The following is a 19,921-nucleotide window of genomic DNA, read 5'->3' on the forward strand; positions in this document are numbered from 1 at the left end:
TGTGCAAAATACACGATAGGAACAAGCCGTGAAACAACATATTGAATTCAGTCTAAACGAAGCTAACGATGCCCTGGCAGCACTTCTGAAGAATCAGAGTGCATTATCAGCGGTCGAGCAAGCAGCGGCGTTACTCATCGCCACCTTCGAACGTAAAGGCCGCGTCTATTCTTGTGGTAATGGCGGCTCCATGTGCGACGCCATGCACTTTGCTGAAGAGTTAACCGGTCGCTATCGCAATGACCGCGCCGCGCTGCCAGCAACTGCCATCAGCGATGCCGGCCACCTGACTTGCGTCAGCAATGATTTGGGTTATGAACAGGTGTTCTCGCGCTACATCGAAGCGCATGGCCGCGCTGGGGATTGCCTGGTCGCACTTAGCACCAGCGGCACCAGCAAAAACGTCATCCGCGCTGCGCAAGCCGCTAAATCGTTGGGCGTGAAAGTTATCATTCTCAGCGGTCGTCCTAGCGAAGTTTTGGAAGCCTTAAGCGATGTGTATATCTGTACGCCTGGAGGAAAATTTGCAGATCGCGTACAAGAGTTGCATATCAAAGTCCTGCATATCCTGATCGAACTGATAGAGCGACATTTCTTTCCCGAAAATTATCGCTAAGAAGTAGACATGCATGAGGTACGCAAGGCGCTCAGGGCGGCTTGCAATGACGTAGATGTCTCTGAATGCGCCACTATCTCGTCTTCCGTCAAATGACTCCCAAGAATGGGCACTGTAATTGAAGCCTCTTCAACTATGCGTGCCGACATCATTGTAATCACCTCCCTCAAGGCGGCTTGCGCATGCACCGCTCTTGGTGATGCATTCAACAGCATTACGGGCTTGTAGACAAAAGCTTCGCAACCAACCATCCAATCCAGTGCATTCTTCATGACACCAGTGATGCCGTGCGCCTATTCCGGGCTTGCGATAATCAAGGCATCGGCTGAGATAATTTGTTGTCGCAAGCTAGCAACCGGCGCCGGATCGCTAGCTTCAAGATCCGGGTTGAACAATGGCAATGTGCCGAGACCTGAATAAATAGCGACGTTCATGCCTGCTGGGGCCAAACGCGCTACAGCGCGTAGCAACATAGTATTGTTTGAAGCTACCCGCAAGCTACCTGATATGGCGAGAATTTTCATCGGCAAAAATGACCATTCTACTTCGTATGCGAAATAACATTCGACGACACAGCACCCGCCGCATCCTCTTTTGCAGCAACCTTATCGCTAGCCGTATCCCCGGCAATCGCTGCCACATGCGCGAGAATGCCGCGCTTGGCCTGTCGCTGCATCTCAGCAAACGGGCTGGAACGCTTCATCGCGACACCAACAGCCAATACATCAATCAACAACAATAACAAAATCCGCGACACCATCGGGATATGCATATTGCTGCCTTCGTCATGCTCCACTGCTAGCGTGAAATCAGCGCGTTTTGCCAGTTGTGAATTGCTCGGCGCAAGCGCGATGATGGTAGCGCCGGAATTAACGGCGACTTCCACCGCCGGCGCCAAATGACGTAAGCGGCCAGAATTGGAAATAATCACGGCGACATCGGTGCTTTTCAACATTGCCGCAGAAATTTCTTGTAATTGCGGGTCAGTGTAGGCAGAACTGGCAATACCTAATCGGAAGAATTTTTGTTGCGCATCTTCTGCCACCAGACCGCAACTGCCAAAGCCATAAAACTCTATCCTGGCTGCCTGACTCAAGATATCAATCACCTTGCTCAAGGTATCGGCATTGAGATTATCGCGGACCTCCAACATGGCAGAAATAGTGTTATCCACCACTTTAACGCCCACATCCAACGAAGAATCGCCAACATGCACCTGACTATGCGCAACCGGTACTGTGCCGCTGACACCAGACGCCAGCTTCAACTTGAAATCGGCCAAACCCTGGCAGCCCATGGTTCTACAAAAACGAATCACGGTTGGCTGACTGACATCGGCACGTCGGGCAATCTCAGAAATCGGTTCGCTCATCACGGCCCGAGGATGCGCCAGGATCAAGCTGGCGACTTTTTGTTCTGCAGGGGAAAATTGTGGGCGGGCTTTACGGATGCGCTCTAATAATGGTGTAGCGTTGCCGCCACCCAGATGCTCCGCCAAAATAGCGGCAACACCAACAAAAGCCGGATACGGCGCTGTAATAATATAGGTCGGAATTTTGGCCGTATATTCACCAAAACGCCCTTTGCTTTCAAAGCGGGTACGAAATGGCGAGCTTGCAAAATACTCACCCAAGCGTGGCACTACGCCGCCACCAATATATATACCACCTAACGTACCCAAAGTCACAGCCACGTCGGCTGCCACAGTGCCAAGCATAGAGCAAAAACATTCCAGGGTTTCGACGCATATTGGGTCAGTCTCGGCCAAAGCACGTTCTACAATCTGCGCGGTATGCAATGGTTCAGGATTAGCGTTGCCATGCATATCCGCCAATGCGCGGTAAGTCATCTCTATCCCGGGACCAGATACCAGACGCTCTGCCGAAACGTGTGGAAAAGTACGCCAGCAATAAGCCAATATTGCTGCTTCACGCGCATCGCCAGGGGCGAAGCTGACATGCCCCCCCTCACTGCCCAAAGCAATCCAGCGACCTTCAGTTGGAATTAAACCGCCGACGCCCAGCCCGGTACCAGCGCCGACCAAACCGATCACCCCACCCGCCAACGACTTACCGCCACCTACTTGCACGCAATGCTCATGCTCCAGATGCGGCAAAGCCATCGACAAGGCAGTAAAATCATTCACCACTAATAAGGTATCGAGCTGCAAGCGACGACGCGTCGTTTCTATGGAAAATGCCCAATGATGATTGGTCATTTTAATTTCATCGCCATGCACTGGATTAGCAATGGCAATGGCGGCATGACGTATCGTTGATTGCTGGTTACCAGCCGAACTAGTCACATTCGCAGCAATATAAGCCTCCACCGCCAAAGCAAATTCTGCAAAGTCAGCGCACCGCAAAGTTTGTATCGTGTCGATTTGCCCAGGCGCACGCTCCAAAGCAAAACGCGCGTTGGTGCCGCCGATGTCGGCCAGCAAGCGCGGACCGTCTAAATAATAGTCTGCCGAAGCAACGCTAGCGTTGGTCGAAAAAGATGATGACATTAAGATGCTTTCAGTGAGGCTATGCAGCCGTTGCTATCCGGAAAACTACAACATGCAATTACGCGTGTAATAATTAAAAACTTATATTGCAATATTAATGTAGCTTTACTACAATCGCAAGTGATGGAGAAGTTGTTTTCTCCATGTTGACTTATAAATGAGCATTATCATGTAGTTTTACTAGCTTGATGAACAAATGCATGTCGCATTTATTGTCTCGAGTAAATAAATGCAAAATTGCAACATCGTTTTTAAAGCTTGATTTTTTAGACATGATGTTGTCATGTATTGATGTAAGGCTATATTTAGTAGAGATCAGAGTAGAACACGTAAGTACCAATACCAAGCATCACATGCGTCCTATCCAGTAAAGTAAAAAGAACACCTTATCCATACAGGAGACAAGTATGAAACTGCAACAAATCATCAAATCTACATTCATCACTACTGCTGCTACGACAGCGCTACTATCCGTCTGCATCCCGGCACAGGTTCATGCAGATGAAATCGAAGTTCTGCATTACTGGACTTCCGGTGGTGAAGCCAAATCCGTCGCCGAATTGAAAAAAATCGTCGAAGCCAAAGGCGTGACATGGAAAGATTTTGCAGTAGCTGGCGGCGCTGGTGAAAATGCCACGACTGCTTTAAAAGCACGCGTCATGGCGGGTAATCCACCGACAGCAGCACAAATCAAAGGACCTGCGATTCAAGAGTGGGGTCAAGAAGGTGTGTTGGCCAATATCGACGCCGCAGCGATTCCAGGCAAATGGGATACCTTGTTGCCAAAAGTAGTCTCTAACACCATGAAATATCAAGGCCATTACGTCGCTGCACCGGTCAATGTGCATCGTGTTAACTGGTTGTGGATTAATCCTGAAGTTTTGAAAAAAGCGGGCGCAAAAACGCCAACAACCTGGCCAGAATTCTTTGATGCTGCTGACAAGATCAAAAAAGCCGGTCTTATAGCCGTTGCGCACGGTGGCCAACCATGGCAAGACGCGACTATCTTTGAAACCGTAGCATTGAGTAATGGTGCAGATTTCTATAACAAAGCACTGGTCAAATTAGAGCCTGCAGCACTCACCGGCCCAACTATGATCAAGACCTTTGATACCTTGGCAAAAATCAAAACATACATCGACAAAGATGCACCTGGTCGTGATTGGAATCTGGCTACTGCGATGGTTATCAACGGCAAAGCCGGTATGCAATTCATGGGTGACTGGGCCAAAGGCGAATTTACTGCTGCTGGCAAAGTACCAGGCAAGGATTTCTTGTGCGTGCCTGCACCAGATACGGCTAAATCGTATACCTACAATATCGATTCTATAGCCATGTTTAAACAGAAAGATCCGACCCAGGTTAAAGATCAATTGATCCTGGCAACAGCGATCATGAGCCCACAGTTCCAGGAAATTTTTAACCTGAACAAAGGTTCGATCCCAGTTCGCCCAGATGTGCCTCGCACAAAATTTGATAGCTGCGCCATTCAATCGATGAATGACATGGCTTCGTCTAACAAAGCTGGCACTCTGGAACCAAGTATGGCGCACGGTATGGCGGTCAGCTCTGCAGTGCAAGGCGCGATGTTCGACGTGATCACGAAATTCATGAACTCCAACATGACATCGCAACAAGCGGTAACAGAATTGGCAAAAGCAGCAAAAACGAAGTGAGCTAAGTAAAGCAAGCTGTCCTCCCCTCGTCCATTCGTGGATGGGGGGACGCATCTCATTACATCAGCAATCAATCAACAAACAAAACAGCATATCAACGTGACAACACCGTCACGTTGATATTAGCTTCGTCCTCGTTTCGGTGTATTCTTCAACCCACCGACATACCGACGTAAGCCATATCCTGTTTCAGGAGACTTGCATGTCCGATCAAACCCTCTCTTTTACTGACGCAAAAAACGCATCAGTCGGGAGTCCCGTAACACCAACAAAACCGCCGCTGAAACAAGGTGGGCAAGGACGCTTTGCCGGACTTGCTGACCGCTGGTTGCCGCGTTTGGTGTTGTCACCAACTATCATTTTATCGTTGGTATTTGTCTATGGCTTTATTGCGCTCACAGCCTGGTTATCACTAACCGATTCGCGCATGTTGCCCAATTATGAATTTGCGGGCTTTCATCAATATACCGACTTATTTGGACTGGATCGCTGGTGGACTTCAGCCGCCAATCTAGGCATTTTCGGCGGCCTGTTCATTTTCTTTTGCCTCGCCATCGGCTTGTTCATGGCAATTTTGCTCGATCAACGTATTCGTGCTGAAGGTGCGCTACGCGCTATCTACCTCTATCCAATGGCGCTGTCTTTCATCGTTACCGGTGCAGCATGGAAATGGATATTGAATCCAGGTCTTGGTCTGGAAAAAATGATGCACGATTGGGGTTTTGCGCATTTCACCTTTGATTGGCTGGTCAATTCCGATTTCTCGATCTACACCATCGTCATCGCTGGCGTCTGGCAATCGTCTGGTTTTGTGATGGCTTTGTTCCTTGCCGGCTTACGCGGCGTGGATGACAGTGTCATCAAAGCAGCGCAAGTCGACGGTGCCAGCTTGCCGACCATTTATCTGCGTATCATCATTCCAGCTTTGCGCCCCGTCTTCTTCAGTGTGTTGTTAGTACTGGCACATATCGCGATCAAGAGTTTTGACTTGGTGATGGCGTTGACTGCCGGCGGTCCTGGAACCTCCTCAGACGTACCAGCGATTTTTATGTATCAATATTCATTCACACGCGGTCAACTCGGATTGGGTGCTGCATCAGCCATGATGATGCTTGCTACTGTATTGGCCGTCTTGGTGCCATTGATGTATCTGGAAACGAAAGGAGCGCGCAATGGACGCTAAGAAACTAACAGTCGGGCGTGCTCTGATTTACATCTTGCTGGTGTTTTGCGCGCTGTATTACCTCGCACCTTTGTATGTGATGCTGTCTACTTCGGTTAAAACACTGGACGAAATCCGTAGCGGCAATTTGCTGTCATTGCCACACTCACCAACTTCTGCTGCCTGGGTTAAAGCCTGGAGCAGCGCTTGTACGGGAGTTGACTGTAACGGCCTTGCGCCATTCTTCTGGAATTCGTTAAGAATGGCGATTCCAGCGGTGCTGATTTCTACCTTGATTGGTTCACTCAACGGTTATGTGTTGGCGCATTGGCGTTTCCGTGGTTCGGAAATTGTTTTCACTGCCTTGATGGTCGGGTGTTTTATTCCGTTCCAGGTTGTGATTTTGCCGATGGCTCGTTTACTGGGCTTGGCCGATCTGGCCAACACCACAACCGGTTTGGTGTTTGTCCACGTGGTCTATGGGATTGCCTTTACCACCCTATTCTTCCGTAATTACTATGTCACGGTACCGGAAGAACTGGTCAAGGCTGCACGGATTGATGGCGCGGGTTTCTTCATGACTTATCGCAAAATTATTTTCCCGTTGTCGCTGCCGATTTTTATGGTTTGCTTTATCTGGCAGTTCACGCAGATCTGGAATGACTTTTTATTCGGTGTTGTGTTTGGTGGTTCCGATGCGAAGCCAGTCACGGTCGCACTCAACAATCTGGTTAACACCTCAACCGGCGTAACCGAATATAACGTCAACATGGCGGCAGCGATTATCGCGGCATTGCCAACGTTGGTTGTGTATCTGTTGGCTGGGAAATATTTTGTACGCGGCTTAACTGCGGGTGCAGTCAAAGGCTAAGAAATTTTGCTTCCCTCGCCCGCTTGCAGGTGAGGGAAGCAAAATCGTATTTAGAGAAAATTCAGGAGATGCTTTAAAAATGGCAAGCTTATCAATCCGTAATGTACGCAAGGTGTATCCAAATGGGAACGAAGTTCTCAAAGGGATCGATTTAGAAATTGAAGATGGTCAGTTCTTGATTTTGGTCGGCGGCTCTGGCTGCGGAAAATCGACACTGCTCAACATGATTGCCGGTTTAGAAACCGTTTCTGAAGGTGAAATCGTCATTGGCGATCGGGTAGTCAACGACGTGCCGCCCAAATCGCGTGATATTGCGATGGTGTTTCAGTCGTATGCGTTGTATCCAACCATGACTGTGCGCGAAAATATTTCTTTCGGCCTCGGCATTCGCAAGGTACCGAAAGCTGAACAAAAGCAAATCGTAGAACGAGTCGCCAACACCTTGCAAATTACCCATTTGCTGGACACAAAACCTGCCCTACTCTCCGGTGGACAACGTCAACGGGTTGCAATGGGACGCGCAATTGCGCGTGATCCTTCTTTATTTTTGTTCGATGAACCATTGTCGAATCTGGATGCAAAACTACGTGTAGAAATGCGCGCTGAAATCAAACTCATGCATCAACGCTTAGGCAGCACCATCGTCTACGTAACACATGATCAGATCGAAGCAATGACGCTAGGTGATCGCATCGCTGTCATGAAAGATGGCGTGGTACAGCAATTTGGCAGCCCGCAAGAAATTTACGACAATCCGCAAAATTTGTTTGTCGCTGGTTTCATCGGTTCACCATCCATGAATTTCATGCGCGGCAAATTGGTAAAACACGATAATGGCAACGGCGGCGGCATGGCATTCACCCTTGAACATGGTGGTGAAACTGCATTGCTACCGTTACCGAAAGCGCAAGCAAACACACCGGCAATTGCAGCATGGCTAGACCGTGAAGTGGTGTTGGGCATTCGTCCTGAACATCTCACCGATGCGCTCAGTGCCCGCGGTTCAGAGTCAGATGGTTCGCATGGCGATTACCGCCCAAGTGAAGTTAACTGCACGATTGAATTGACTGAGCCTACTGGCCCAGACACGCTTGTGTTCACGCATTTCAATGGCTCACGTATCACTTGTCGTACTCACCCGCGTGCTGCAGCCAAGCCAAAAGAACAAATGGCTTTGGCGTTTGATTTGTCGAAATCGGTGTTTTTTGATCCAGCGTCGGAAATGCGTATAGGCTAATCGAACTTCTTTCGGAGCCAGCCTGAAGCGGTGGCTTCGAAAGAAATCTAATCGTCAAACTCACCCTTCTCGTATCAAGTGAATACAGAACAATTAAAAAAATTCTGTCTCAGCTTTCCTGGTGCAAGCGAGCGCTTGTATCAGGCCCCTACCAATATCCTGACTTATTCCGTCGACGACAGAATTTTCGCTTATTTCAAAACCAGTCAGCCGGAACAATGGCGTTTTTCTATTCGCACTTCACCTGATCGTTTTCTTGAACTCACGGATATGCCGGGTATTAAATCGGCACGATTCAGAGGACGCTTTCACTGGGTGACTATCGTGACAGTGGATAGTTTTCCTGAGGATTATTTGAGAGAGCTGGTGACTAGCTCGTATCGCAAAGCGTTGAGTTTGCTGAGTAAGACTAAACAAAGCGCAGTAATAAAACCATAGCCGCTAAAGGATTGCGCACTACGGTTGAGTATGGATTTACTCCGGATTCAACCCGCTGGATTGGGTTTTAAATACTCTCCCCCAATCAACTGCATAGATGCTCCGACAGGAGCACCAACAGCATAAGCCAGCGAGTCAATCAATGAATCGGCAAAGTCGCCTTTATACAGCTTGGAACCTTGATGACTCAGATTGGAGTTGGCATCGATGTAAATCGACTCCCCTAGTCCTGACCATAGTCGGCAAAAGCCATAATCTTCAGATAAATAACGACGCGTCACAGGGTCGACCATCACATCGAAAAAGCGGTAGTGTAATTTCTTGTCGGCGACACCGATGCTATCCGGGACATAATTCAGTTCAGGGTAACTTGTGATGAGCCGTTCGAACACGCTGCGCTTGATGATCATAAATCCGGTCGGTGCTTCGTCCATCTTCATGAAGCCGTCCGGCTGAACGATTAGCTTTACCTCTTTACTTCCCTCAATCTCTTCTTTTGCATTCACCGTATAACGGGTGTAACCAGCCTCAAACCGCTGCTGCGTGGTGCCTGCAGGCACTCCTTCAATAGGCCAGTTCTCACGCTTGAGCGGATACACGCCGGCCGCAATATCATAGCCGGAACCCAGCAATCGAAACGCAGCTTCAGCAGAAAATCCAATGTCAGCATCAATCCAAAACAAATGCGTCCATTCAGGATGTTCAAGAAACTGCGCTACACAATTGTTGCGCGCACGTGTCACCAGGCTTTCACCTTGATGCATCACAATCTGCAAAGGCATGCCTGCACGCTCGGCCTGAATCGCAAAATTTAATAGCGACGTCACATAATTCTGGAAAAACTTCCCATCGTGACTCGGCGTCATAATCACTGGAAAGAATGATTTCAGATCAGTATTTTGCGTCATTTTTCTTCCTTTGTCATATGCTTATTTGTCAATAATATACATGGATACACATGGCAAAGTCATACTTTGCGCATTTTTGCGTTTTCTTTTTTCTATAGGGATATTCGTACAGACTATGCTGACTCGGTTGGCAAAAACTCTGTAACGCTCCGTGGTACGGCACCGGTATCCAACCAGGTCAACGACTCTAGCCATAAGTTTTGACTGAAGCGATCATGGAAAAACGCAAAGTGGCCGATCTTGCTTAATCCGAGCTCCTCCGGCGCCACAACCACCAGGGTTCTATTACTGCGACGGTAATATCGCAACAGCCGCAGGACTGCGGCTACTGTCCCGAAGTCATCATCAGCGATGCTGTAAGCCAGCAGCGGGCATTGCAATTGCGAAAAATAGCGGGTGCTGTCGCCGTTGCCGCCGTACTTGGCGACATTGTTTGCGGCATAGCTAAACCGGCCTGCGCTGCCCGTACTCAATGTAGCCCGTCGAAACGCCCACTCATACGCTACTCCAGCAGGAAGATCTTCCAACCAGCCCATCTGACGACCGGGAAAATAGCCGACAAGCGCTGTCGCCAAAGGCATCAGCACATGCCATTTCAACAGCATTTTGTAACGTACCGATTCGGCATAATCCTGCCAATAGGCGAATTGTGCACCTACTGTCAGCATGCGCGCTATGCGTCCGTTTGAGGCGCTGAAACCGGGTACAACGCCACCAATACTGTGTCCAATGACAACGATTTTTGCATCAGGAAAATTTTTGTCTATCCATCGCATGATGCCCTCAAAATCCTTGCTGCCCCAGTCGAATTTTGTCGCTTTCAGTTTACGTAACGATGCCGGACGCGATGTGCCGATGCCGCGATAATCATAAGTGATGGCTAAATAGCCGTGCGTCGCCAAAAAACTGGCATAACGGGAGTAATAGGCAGCTTTAACGCCAGTGGCACAATTGATGATCGCGACCGTCTGCGGAGCCGCTACCCCGTCGGGGAAATACAAGCTCGCACCTAAGGGATAATCATCTGTGGCAGAAATATGAATGTGCGATTCTATGGGCATTTTTGTAGTTTTTTGATCCGTGTGCAGTTGATTATAGAGGCTGAATCAGCAATGCATAAGGTATGTTATCGTCATATCTTTGTTGAGACAAATTCACCAATATGAATAATCTTGATGCCAATTCCCTCATCATTTTTCATCACGTAGCCACTACTGGCAGCCTGACTAAGGCTGCGCAGACGCTAGATCTTTCTCGTTCAGCACTTAGTCACAGAATCAAGACAATTGAAATGCGCCTGGGTTGTCAGCTACTGATTCGCACTACGCGGAGCATCACCCTAACCGATGCGGGTTACCGGCTCGCCAATTATGCAAATCGGATAGCTGCAACCTTGAGCGAGGCAAATTTGCTGGCCAACGGTCTTAATCAGGATGCCGCAGGTCTGGTACGCATATCCGCACCTGCAGGTCTGAGTTCAGCATGGCTGCGGCCTTTAATCATGGCTTATATGCAAGCCAATCCACACATTAGTATCGATTTACGCGCAAGTGAGCATGCCGTCGACATTACCAAAGACCCTTTTGATCTTGCCATTCGTGTGACGACTACGCCTCCCGAGAATGTCGTCGCCAAAAAATTATTTGATGTTTCATGGTGGCTTTGCGGTAGTCCCGAACTGACTACACGCTTTGCAGATGACTTGGCGGTCCCAGACCTTTCGGCAATACCTCTGGCAGGTTTTGCCAGAGCCAGTCAGTTACATGAAATCGAGCTTACGCGTGCTCAGGAAAAATTGACCGTTATGCGTTCCCCCATCCTCATTTCAAATGAGCTTGAAGTTGTCCGGGATGCGGCGAGGCAATCGCTGGCGATGGCGATATTGCCCGATTATTACGTAAAACAGGATGTACAGACTGGGCGATTGAAGCGTTTGCTGCCAGAGTGGGTGATCGATGCAGGATATGGCAAGCAGGCATATGCTCTACATTTACCGAGACGAATGATGCCGCTGCGGGTCAAGCGCTTGATTGATTCCCTGAGTCAGTGATTTCCTGAGTCAGTGATTTCCTGAGTCAGTGATTTCCTGAGTCAGTGATTTCCTGAATCAGTGATTTCTTGAATCAGCGAGACTAAACGCTGAGCGCCGTTATACGGTTCAAAACAATATCGCAAATGATATGTAAAACATCTTAATTGATACTGAATCATATATTTGACATGCGAATATGGACAAGGCACTCTAGTGCCATTGTTTTGTTTGATTATTGGAGATAACGTCATGCCAGAATACCGTTCCCGTACCACCACCCACGGCCGCAACATGGCTGGTGCCCGCGCACTGTGGCGCGCTACCGGCATGAAAGATGGCGATTTTGACAAGCCGATTGTTGCCGTAGTCAATTCCTTCACACAATTCGTACCGGGTCACGTGCATTTAAAAGATCTGGGTCAAATGGTCGCGCGCGAGATTGAAGCGGCTGGCGGCGTCGCTAAAGAGTTCAACACTATTGCTGTCGATGATGGTATTGCGATGGGACATGGCGGCATGCTGTACTCACTGCCTTCGCGCGAATTAATTGCCGACTCGGTTGAGTACATGGTCAATGCGCATTGTGCCGATGCGATGGTATGTATTTCTAACTGCGACAAAATTACACCGGGTATGTTGATGGCAGCGATGCGCCTGAACATTCCAGTCGTATTCGTTTCCGGCGGCCCTATGGAAGCCGGTAAAGTCATCAAGCAAGTGATCCCTGGTGATATCCATAGCGGCAAAAAAATCATCAAGCTGGATTTGGTCGACGCCATGATTAAAGCTGGCGATGCCAGCGTCAGCGATGCGGACGTCGCTGAAATCGAGCGTTCAGCCTGCCCTACTTGCGGCTCTTGCTCTGGCATGTTTACCGCCAACTCGATGAACTGTTTGACCGAAGCCCTGGGTCTGGCTTTGCCAGGTAATGGCACGATTTTGGCAACACACGCCGATCGTAAAGAATTATTCTTACGCGCAGGTCGCTTGATTGTAGAACTGGCTAAACGCCATTACGAGCAAGACGATTACACGGTCTTGCCACGCACCATCGCCAACAAAGCTTCCTTTGAAAACGCAATGACACTGGACGTTGCAATGGGCGGCTCCACAAATACCGTATTGCATTTGCTGGCAGCTGCACAAGAAGCCGAAGTCGAATTCAAAATGGCGGATATTGACCGCATCTCGCGTCATGTACCTTGCTTGTGTAAAGTCGCACCAATGACCGATAAATATCATATCGAAGACGTGCATCGCGCCGGCGGCATCATCAGCATTTTGGGTGAATTGGCACGCGCAGGTTTGCTTGACACTACGCGCCCGACCATTCACAGCAAAACCATGGCAGAGGCAATTGCCAACAACGACATCACACAAACACAAGATCCTGCCGTCCATAAATTATTTAGAGCTGCGCCGGGCGGTGTACCAACCCAAGTCGCGTTTTCACAGGAACAGCGTTTTGAAAGTGTAGACAGTGATCGCAGTACTGGCTGCATCCGCGACAAAGCACACGCCTATTCGCAAGATGGCGGTCTGGCAGTTTTGTACGGTAATCTGGCAGAAAACGGTTGCATCGTTAAAACCGCCGGTGTCGATGAAAGCATTCTCAAATTCACAGGTAAAGCCCGTGTCTTTGAAAGTCAGGACACTGCAGTCGAAGCCATTTTGGGCGACGTAGTGCAAGCTGGTGATGTCATCATTATTCGCTACGAAGGACCGAAAGGCGGCCCGGGCATGCAAGAAATGCTGTACCCGACTTCCTATATCAAATCCAAAGGGCTAGGCAAATCCTGCGCCTTGTTTACGGATGGCCGCTTCTCTGGCGGCTCATCCGGCTTGGTCATCGGCCATGCTTCTCCGGAAGCAGCGGAAGGCGGCGCGATTGGTTTGGTAGAAGATGGCGACACAATAGAAATCGACATTCCAAATCGTCGTATGCACCTGGCTATCAGTGATGCGGAAATGGCCAAACGTCGCAGTGCGATGGATGCTAAAGGCAAAGATGCATGGAAACCAGTTAACCGTCAGCGCTATGTATCACAAGCATTGCAGGCATATGCGGCAATGGCCACTTCGGCTGATCGCGGTGCGGTGCGAGATATTTCGCAGTTGAAGCGTTAAGTAATTCAATACTCTGTAAGTCTAAAAAAAGCGCCGCATCAATCGATGCGGCGCTTTTTTTTATCTCTTTCGCCCCCCTAGTACTGAATCAGGGCTTCGCCGTGTGCCACATGCCGCCCTTGCCGTCACCCTTCTCATCACCAGCTTTTTCATCCATCATAAACCGATACAACGGATGTCCTTTATATGCCCACTGACGTTTGCCGTCGGCAGTCTGCACAAAGCTCCAATTTGCATCACCTTTGTCGCTCGCATCGGCTAGTGCTGGTGGCCAATGGCTGGAACAATTAGCATCGCATGCACTTTTACCGGGCATCGTATCCTTGTCGAAAACGTAAAGCGTGTGACCATCTTTGTCGACCCATTTCCCATTATTTTGCATAGGCGCTTCAGCAAACACGGAAGCCGCAAAACTGGCGCATGCTAACAACAGAATTGTCGTTTTTAACATAAATCCTCCATATGTTGAGTATTCGTAACGCTCCGGCCCGAGCAGTCTTTCAGGCGTCTGTTCACTTGACAATTACCGGTATGACGAAGAAAGAGATACCTCTGGATAACCGCCTGATTCTGTGAAATTAAGTATAGGTAATTTTTCAATTATTACAAGGCAGAGCTAATGATTCTGATGGCTTGCTTTGTCAATATGACGCATTAGCGATTCATATGCATTAGCGCATCACGCATGGGCTGACTGGCAACCACAATCGGGCCTGTAAATGGTGTATCCAGATCGACAATCACGTAGAGGGAGGAAGCAATAGACAGAGCACCTAATGTGATTGTGACTAGTGCCAGAGCGTTGCGTGGCGCGACCAAGCCAAAGCTCAGAAAGATAATCATCAGCCACAATGCCAACATTGAGAAAAACGGCAAGGAAATTGAACTGTGCGCCTCCTCAATTAATTTCCAGCGCGCCTGAATCACGCGATCGAACTGCGTAAGGCTGACATCCAACAGCGACTGATGAAACGCATCGTGCGGACTTACCCGACGTACCTGCTGCTCGGTGGCATGGAGCATAGCGCCGAGCCGAAAATCCTCAAGTTTCTCCTGATTATTTTCCGCTGGGATGTCTTTAGGATAATAGTCGCCGGCTGGTCTTATCTCATCTGGCCACGTCGTCGCAATGGCAGCTGCAGTATAGGCACGCAAGTTACGCCGTGCGAAATCCATGTCAGCACCGTATTCTCGAAAAGTGACATCGAGCTGTATCAGATCGGCGGAGTACGCTCTGATGTCATTAGTGACGGAATCGAAGTGGTTTCTCGCTGAGGTGGTCATCAATCCCAATACCAAAGCTGCGAACGTAATGAGCATGCCCATGACCAGTTGCATCAGCTGCACCGTTTCATGCGCTTTGTGCTCTTCCGGCAGCAATGGTTTGACGAGTACACCGATCGCCGTACTAGCAAGTAGCAGAACAAACACCAGTATCGCGGACCAAATTTCGGACATTTCGTGCGCTCCCGGGAATAATTTCACCTTGAAAGGGCAACGCTGCCCTCAGAACTCACTGCACGAACTCAACATTATCACTCGGTACATCGGCATGGGCGGATGCAAAGGCCTTAGCAAAGGCCTTTGCCAACGCGATCTATGCATTCTAAAGGCAAGCTTGTTTAGCAATGGCAGAATCAAGCACCACCAATAATAGCCGAATATGAAGAATATTCCATGTCGCTATTTGGTGCCGGAATCAATGCAGAAAAGACTGACAAAAACGCATCATATTTACTGCATGTTGCGTTTTTCATCGCTCTCGAATGTGCTCTTCCTGATAACTAATGCGCGCCGGCTTGACCAAATCACTGCGACTGATAATACCGACCAGACGCATCGTTTTGATATCTGATACGACCGGGAGCCGCTCAAGGTGAAAGGCTGCCATGCGTCTGGCTAAAGTCTGGCAAGTTTCGGTTGCTTTAGCTACATGCAAAGTGTTATGTCCATTATGGTCGAATAAAGAAGCCACACCATCACTGACTGATGCGCTCTGCAGCGCTTTTTGCAAAGTGCCACGGTCGAGCATACCAAGCACTGCGCCGTCTTCGGTAACAACCGGCATTGCCCGAAATTGCTGATTCATTCCAAAATATTGACTCAGCACTTCTTGCAACGGTAATGCTGCCGGGATAGCACTGACATCGGTTGTCATCACATCTTCGACAAACGCGCGCTCCAATGGATCAACACCGTATTCACGATAAATATGCAAACCGCGTCTGGCGATTTTTTCCGTCATGATGGAACGGCGCATCAATAGGACGGTGAATCCGTAGGACACTCCTGTGGCCAATAACAGCGGTAGCATGGCATCAAAATCACCGGTCAGCCCCACCGCAAAAATCGCTGCCGTCAATGGTGCGCCCAAGACACCGGCCAATACTGCAGCCATGCATACCAACGGCCACAGCACCGGATCGCTACCCGGAATCAGCATAGAGATGATCGTCCCAAGCCCTGCTCCCAACATCAGCAAAGGTGCTAACACGCCACCAGAAGTACCTGAACCGAGCGCAATTACCCAGATAATCGCCTTGACCACTAACAATGAAATCACCGCCGAAGCCAGCATGCGATGGTTTAACAAATCGGCAATCACATCATAGCCAACGCCCAACGCGCGCGGTTGCAAATAACCGCCAATACCAACCGCAACCGCACCGATGGCGGGCCACCACATCCAATGCACCGGTAATTTGTGGAAGCTATCCTCCACCTTATACAAAACAATCGACATCAGTGACGCCAATCCACCACTGAGAATACCCGCCACCAGACAAATGCCCAGTACAGACAAACCTACCGATCCGGTATGCAACGGAAACAAGCGCCCTCCATCCATTAATAATGGGCGCGTAAATGCTGCCACGGCACAGGCGAAAATAACCGGTAACAAACTGCGTGGCCGCAATTCAAACAACAATAATTCCACTGCCAATAAGACAGCTGCCACTGGCGTCCCAAACACTGCAGTCATCCCGGCTGCCGCACCGGCAACCAACAACGTCTTGCGTTCCGCAGCGCTGATGGAAAAGCGCTGCGCAATCAGCGAACCAATCGCACCGCCGGTCATAATGATCGGCCCCTCTGCACCAAACGGACCACCACTACCAATCGCAATACCGGACGCCAATGGTTTAAGCACCGCGACTTTTGCCGACATGCGACTCTGACCGAACGAGATGGTCTCAATCGCCTCAGGAATACCGTGACCACGGATTTTTTCCGAACCAAACCGTGCAATCAAACCGACGATCAATGCACCGATTACCGGAATGGCGATACTCCACAATCCAAGTGTATTACCGGCCGGAGATTTATCGACAAATGAAAATGTCTGAAAGAAAAACAGATTCGTAAAAAAATGAATCAGGTTGAGCAAAATAAAAGCGGCCACTGTGCAAATAGCACCTATGACTGCAGCAATTGCGGCGGTAAAGAATAATCGATTATCGACAGCAAAATCTCGTTGATGATGACGCATACGTTGGGAGGGTAAATTAACAGTTAGATGTAAAAAGAAAACGAAGTAGTAACAGTCTTAAAAGTATTATTCGCGATCATTAAATGCCGAAATATTGGCGACCTGAAATACTTTATTTAACGAGGTCAGCTCGTCTCGATGCAGTGCTGCTACACGTTGCAAACATTGCTCCCCTGCAGGCGTCAAGGACACATGCACTTGACGGCGATCCGCTGTCCCTGTCGAGCGGCTCACCAATCCGGCCTTTTCACAACGAGATATCAATGCAACAACACCATGCTGCTTTGCTTGCAAGCGCTCCGCCAACTCACCGACGGTGGCATACTCGCGCCCCGCACTTCCTTTGATATGCAATAGCAACAAATATTGCAAAGCTGTCATTCCTTCGGCATGCGCAACATCCTCACTAAAGCGCAAAAATCGCCTTAATTGATAACGAAATTCCGAGAGGGATTCAAAGTCTTTTTTTGTCAGTGGCCGAGATGTTTTCATATGTACAACCATATAAGTAATATGGCATATAGCAAAAATCGAAGTGACAGAATATATCATAATATGATGTAATTGCAGTCACTCAATTTTGCTCGCTTAATTCCATCGTTGATGAAAACCACCATACTCCCCTGGCTAAACAGCTTTCTCCCCTCACGCAACACCGTTGATCACATCGAAAAAATGCGCGCCTGTGCTGGCGCTGTATTTGGTCTTTTCATCACAGGCTTGCTTTGTCATGCCGTGCTCGGTCATAGCGACGCTATTATTTATTTGATTGCCCCTATGGGGGCTTCCACAGTGTTGCTATTTTGTGTTCCGGCCAGTCCATTGGCACAACCTTGGTCCGTAATCGGTGGAAATGTCGTTTCTGCACTGATTGGCGTAGCTTGCACTAAGTTGTTTGGGACGATGTTTGATAGCCTGATTATTGCAGCGACACTAGCTGGTGCATTAGCAATTGGTGCGATGTTTTTCTTGCGCTGCCTGCATCCGCCCAGTGGCGCAGTCGCCTTAACCGCAGTGCTTGGCGGGCCTGCGGTACACGCACTTGGATTCGAATTTGCCTTGATGCCGGTGGCGCTCAACTCTGTGATATTGGTTACCACCGCTATCTTGTATAACAACGCAACCGGCCGCCGTTATCCGCATGCGCAGCAAATCATCCACCCAAATGTGCATGACACTAAAGACATCGTTCCGACTCGGCGACTCGGATTCACGCCGGAAGACTTGGAAGAGGTTTTACAACAATACAATCAGGTTCTCGATGTCAGTCGGGACGATCTCGAAGAAATTCTCTTGCGCACAGAAATGCATGCGTATCAGCGCCGTTTCGGATTGATACGCTGTGCCGATATCATGTCCAAAGATGTAATAACCGTAGCGGCCACAGCGAAATTAGAACAAGCATGGCAATTGATGTGCGAGCATCACCTGACCGCGCTACCGGTTGTCAACCAGCACGGCAATGTGGCGGGGATTGTGACACTAACTGACTTTCTACTGCATAGCGGCGTGAATACACAGAAGCCGGAATACAAATCTATCGCGGAAAAATTAGGGCGTTTTGTTCGACCGGCCAAGGATACTGCGATCAATCTATCGACCGTAGTCGGCGACATCATGACAATGCCAGTTAAAACGATCAAAGCAGCAACGCCAATCACTGATCTGGTTCCCATCATGGCTGATTCCGGGCTACATCATTTTCCTGTGATTGATGATGCTGGCCAATTCGTCGGCATCATTACCCATTCAGATCTGATTGCCGGCCTTTATGAAAACCGTTTGGCGCAACGAGGGTAGCACTATCAAACAAAAACGCGCTAGTGCAATGCTGGCGCGTTTTAATTTACAACGTATCAGATGTAAGTTTGCAAGCAACACCCGTCATCCTCGCGAACGCGCGGATCCACCTTGCGTAAATGTGGATTCCCGCATACGCGGGAATGACGATGGATGTCAAATCGCTTACTGCAGCTTACTTTTCTTTCTTTGGACGCCCTGCCTTCACTGGCGGCAAAGCGGCAATCGCGGCCTTCAATTTGATTTTGTCCAAATCGCGTATTAATGCAACGCCAACGCGTAGTAACTCACTTTTCTTCACTGCCAAACCAGATTTCAAACAGGCCTTTTTGACGTCGCTTAACACCTGATATTCATCTTCTGGCATGGTGAAACTGTCGCGCACCAATTTTGCTTTTTTCACTTTTAGCTTGGCATCCACCAACGGTTTTACAGCAAGTACTGGCTTATTGAGCACTTTTCCTGCGATCGCAGCTGGTGGTGTAACGACAGCAGCACCGATAACAACAGGTTTCGCGACTGTTTTAGCAACCACGATTTTTTTGACGACTGCTGGCGCTTTTACTACCTTTTTGACTGCCGCAACTGGCTTCGCTTTAGGAGCCAACTTAGGTGCCAACTTAGGTGCCAACTTCGGTGCTGGCTTAGGTGCTGGCTTTGTGGCCGCAATTTTTGCTTTCGCCGTTGAAGTGGTTGCAGTTGATTTGGCAACCGGCTTTTTAACAGCAGACACAGCAGGCTTCACAACAGGCTTACGTACATTTCGGGTAACCATAAATACTCCACAAATAAACACATGAAAAGATATAAACAATTTATGCAATTAATTCTACATTGCAACATCCTACCAAAAACTATTCCGCATCGCGCTTAATTCATCATTTTGTAACAATTGCCTGCAAGAATTTACAATGCCATCTTACTTGTAAAAGCTGATCAACGTCCATGTGCAAAATAGCATTTCACTTGTATTTCGCACTTTTCGTACGACTTCAAACCTCGAAAATTTCACATTCATAATGCAAACCAGCGTGACAAAACGTACACTACGTGCT

At 48.8% G+C, this 19,921-nt stretch carries 17 protein-coding genes and 1 pseudogene; 9 read left to right on the top strand and 9 right to left on the bottom strand.

Features of this window, described 5'->3' with window-relative positions; genetic code table 11:
- Positions 1 to 28 precede the first annotated feature (28 nt).
- On the top strand, positions 29 to 616 hold the full coding sequence (locus GEV47_RS12365) for an SIS domain-containing protein (RefSeq protein WP_322741632.1): 588 nt from the start codon (positions 29 to 31) through the stop codon (positions 614 to 616).
- Here the strand turns inward: GEV47_RS12365 and GEV47_RS12370 are convergent.
- Positions 613 to 1,140 (bottom strand): annotated as a pseudogene (locus tag GEV47_RS12370) (NADPH-dependent FMN reductase). The gene GEV47_RS12365 and the pseudogene GEV47_RS12370 overlap by 4 nt on opposite strands.
- A gap of 17 nt (positions 1,141 to 1,157) precedes the next feature.
- Entirely contained in the window at positions 1,158 to 3,125 is a 1,968-nt protein-coding gene (locus GEV47_RS12375) for a glucokinase (RefSeq protein WP_153235088.1), read from the bottom strand.
- Positions 3,126 to 3,532: 407 nt separating this feature from the next.
- Between GEV47_RS12375 and GEV47_RS12380 the strand changes: the two genes are divergently transcribed.
- The 5 genes from GEV47_RS12380 (at position 3,533) to GEV47_RS12400 (ending at position 8,509) form a co-directional block, all read left to right on the top strand.
- Entirely contained in the window at positions 3,533 to 4,801 is a 1,269-nt protein-coding gene (locus GEV47_RS12380; RefSeq protein WP_153235089.1) for an ABC transporter substrate-binding protein, read from the top strand.
- A 202-nt stretch (positions 4,802 to 5,003) separates the two neighbouring features.
- The gene (locus tag GEV47_RS12385) at positions 5,004 to 5,984 is read left to right on the top strand and encodes a carbohydrate ABC transporter permease (protein ID WP_153235090.1); all 981 of its coding nucleotides are present in this window, start codon (positions 5,004 to 5,006) and stop codon (positions 5,982 to 5,984) included.
- Positions 5,974 to 6,834 (top strand): carbohydrate ABC transporter permease, encoded by an 861-nt coding sequence (locus tag GEV47_RS12390; protein ID WP_153235091.1) that lies wholly within the window; start codon positions 5,974 to 5,976, stop codon positions 6,832 to 6,834. The genes GEV47_RS12385 and GEV47_RS12390 overlap by 11 nt, the downstream gene beginning before the upstream one ends.
- 79 nt (positions 6,835 to 6,913) lie before the next feature.
- Entirely contained in the window at positions 6,914 to 8,071 is a 1,158-nt protein-coding gene (locus GEV47_RS12395; RefSeq protein ID WP_153235092.1) for an ABC transporter ATP-binding protein, read from the top strand.
- A gap of 78 nt (positions 8,072 to 8,149) precedes the next feature.
- A complete protein-coding gene (locus tag GEV47_RS12400) occupies positions 8,150 to 8,509 on the top strand; it encodes an MmcQ/YjbR family DNA-binding protein (protein WP_322741633.1) in 360 nt (119 codons plus the stop codon).
- Between the two features lie 47 nt (positions 8,510 to 8,556).
- On the opposite strand, the gene GEV47_RS12405 is transcribed toward GEV47_RS12400, so the two are convergent.
- Complete coding sequence (locus GEV47_RS12405; RefSeq protein ID WP_153235094.1) at positions 8,557 to 9,417, bottom strand: hypothetical protein; 861 nt, start codon at positions 9,415 to 9,417, stop codon at positions 8,557 to 8,559.
- Positions 9,418 to 9,530: 113 nt separating this feature from the next.
- Positions 9,531 to 10,478, bottom strand: a complete 948-nt coding sequence (locus tag GEV47_RS12410) for an alpha/beta hydrolase family protein (protein ID WP_153235095.1) — start codon at positions 10,476 to 10,478, stop codon at positions 9,531 to 9,533.
- A gap of 101 nt (positions 10,479 to 10,579) precedes the next feature.
- On the opposite strand from GEV47_RS12410, the gene GEV47_RS12415 reads away from it, so the two are divergent.
- Both GEV47_RS12415 and ilvD read left to right on the top strand, forming a co-directional pair.
- Positions 10,580 to 11,467: a LysR family transcriptional regulator gene (locus tag GEV47_RS12415; protein ID WP_153235096.1), complete on the top strand. Its 888-nt coding sequence runs from the start codon at positions 10,580 to 10,582 to the stop codon at positions 11,465 to 11,467.
- A 231-nt stretch (positions 11,468 to 11,698) separates the two neighbouring features.
- Positions 11,699 to 13,576 (top strand): dihydroxy-acid dehydratase, encoded by a 1,878-nt coding sequence (ilvD, locus tag GEV47_RS12420; protein WP_153235097.1) that lies wholly within the window; start codon positions 11,699 to 11,701, stop codon positions 13,574 to 13,576.
- Positions 13,577 to 13,664: 88 nt separating this feature from the next.
- Here the strand turns inward: ilvD and GEV47_RS12425 are convergent, their stop codons facing one another.
- The 4 genes from GEV47_RS12425 to GEV47_RS12440 form a co-directional block, all read right to left on the bottom strand.
- Positions 13,665 to 14,027 (bottom strand): COG4315 family predicted lipoprotein, encoded by a 363-nt coding sequence (locus GEV47_RS12425; RefSeq protein WP_153235098.1) that lies wholly within the window; start codon positions 14,025 to 14,027, stop codon positions 13,665 to 13,667.
- Between the two features lie 203 nt (positions 14,028 to 14,230).
- A complete protein-coding gene (locus tag GEV47_RS12430; protein ID WP_153235099.1) occupies positions 14,231 to 15,034 on the bottom strand; it encodes a bestrophin-like domain in 804 nt (267 codons plus the stop codon).
- A 295-nt stretch (positions 15,035 to 15,329) separates the two neighbouring features.
- Complete coding sequence (locus GEV47_RS12435; protein WP_153235100.1) at positions 15,330 to 17,066, bottom strand: chloride channel protein; 1,737 nt, start codon at positions 17,064 to 17,066, stop codon at positions 15,330 to 15,332.
- A 66-nt stretch (positions 17,067 to 17,132) separates the two neighbouring features.
- A complete protein-coding gene (locus tag GEV47_RS12440) occupies positions 17,133 to 17,558 on the bottom strand; it encodes a MarR family winged helix-turn-helix transcriptional regulator (RefSeq protein ID WP_153235101.1) in 426 nt (141 codons plus the stop codon).
- A gap of 72 nt (positions 17,559 to 17,630) precedes the next feature.
- On the opposite strand from GEV47_RS12440, the gene GEV47_RS12445 reads away from it, so the two are divergent.
- Positions 17,631 to 18,866, top strand: coding sequence for an HPP family protein (locus tag GEV47_RS12445; protein ID WP_322741634.1), 1,236 nt, complete (start codon positions 17,631 to 17,633; stop codon positions 18,864 to 18,866).
- 175 nt (positions 18,867 to 19,041) lie between these two features.
- Here the strand turns inward: GEV47_RS12445 and GEV47_RS12450 are convergent, their stop codons facing one another.
- Complete coding sequence (locus GEV47_RS12450) at positions 19,042 to 19,641, bottom strand: hypothetical protein (RefSeq protein WP_194270661.1); 600 nt, start codon at positions 19,639 to 19,641, stop codon at positions 19,042 to 19,044.
- Positions 19,642 to 19,921: the final 280 nt, after the last annotated feature.

This window comes from Glaciimonas soli (assembly GCF_009497155.1).
GTDB lineage: Bacteria > Pseudomonadota > Gammaproteobacteria > Burkholderiales > Burkholderiaceae_D > Glaciimonas > Glaciimonas soli.

Coding starts and splice junctions, on each gene's coding strand:
- GEV47_RS12385 (WP_153235090.1), top strand. CDS start 5,004: ATGTCCGATCAAACCCTCTCTTTTACTGACGCAAAAAACGCATCAGTC.
- GEV47_RS12450 (WP_194270661.1), bottom strand. CDS start 19,641: ATGGTTACCCGAAATGTACGTAAGCCTGTTGTGAAGCCTGCTGTGTCT.
- GEV47_RS12440 (WP_153235101.1), bottom strand. CDS start 17,558: ATGAAAACATCTCGGCCACTGACAAAAAAAGACTTTGAATCCCTCTCG.
- GEV47_RS12415 (WP_153235096.1), top strand. CDS start 10,580: ATGAATAATCTTGATGCCAATTCCCTCATCATTTTTCATCACGTAGCC.
- ilvD (WP_153235097.1), top strand. CDS start 11,699: ATGCCAGAATACCGTTCCCGTACCACCACCCACGGCCGCAACATGGCT.
- GEV47_RS12425 (WP_153235098.1), bottom strand. CDS start 14,027: ATGTTAAAAACGACAATTCTGTTGTTAGCATGCGCCAGTTTTGCGGCT.
- GEV47_RS12435 (WP_153235100.1), bottom strand. CDS start 17,066: ATGCGTCATCATCAACGAGATTTTGCTGTCGATAATCGATTATTCTTT.
- GEV47_RS12395 (WP_153235092.1), top strand. CDS start 6,914: ATGGCAAGCTTATCAATCCGTAATGTACGCAAGGTGTATCCAAATGGG.
- GEV47_RS12410 (WP_153235095.1), bottom strand. CDS start 10,478: ATGCCCATAGAATCGCACATTCATATTTCTGCCACAGATGATTATCCC.
- GEV47_RS12430 (WP_153235099.1), bottom strand. CDS start 15,034: ATGTCCGAAATTTGGTCCGCGATACTGGTGTTTGTTCTGCTACTTGCT.
- GEV47_RS12405 (WP_153235094.1), bottom strand. CDS start 9,417: ATGACGCAAAATACTGATCTGAAATCATTCTTTCCAGTGATTATGACG.
- GEV47_RS12390 (WP_153235091.1), top strand. CDS start 5,974: ATGGACGCTAAGAAACTAACAGTCGGGCGTGCTCTGATTTACATCTTG.
- GEV47_RS12375 (WP_153235088.1), bottom strand. CDS start 3,125: ATGTCATCATCTTTTTCGACCAACGCTAGCGTTGCTTCGGCAGACTAT.
- GEV47_RS12380 (WP_153235089.1), top strand. CDS start 3,533: ATGAAACTGCAACAAATCATCAAATCTACATTCATCACTACTGCTGCT.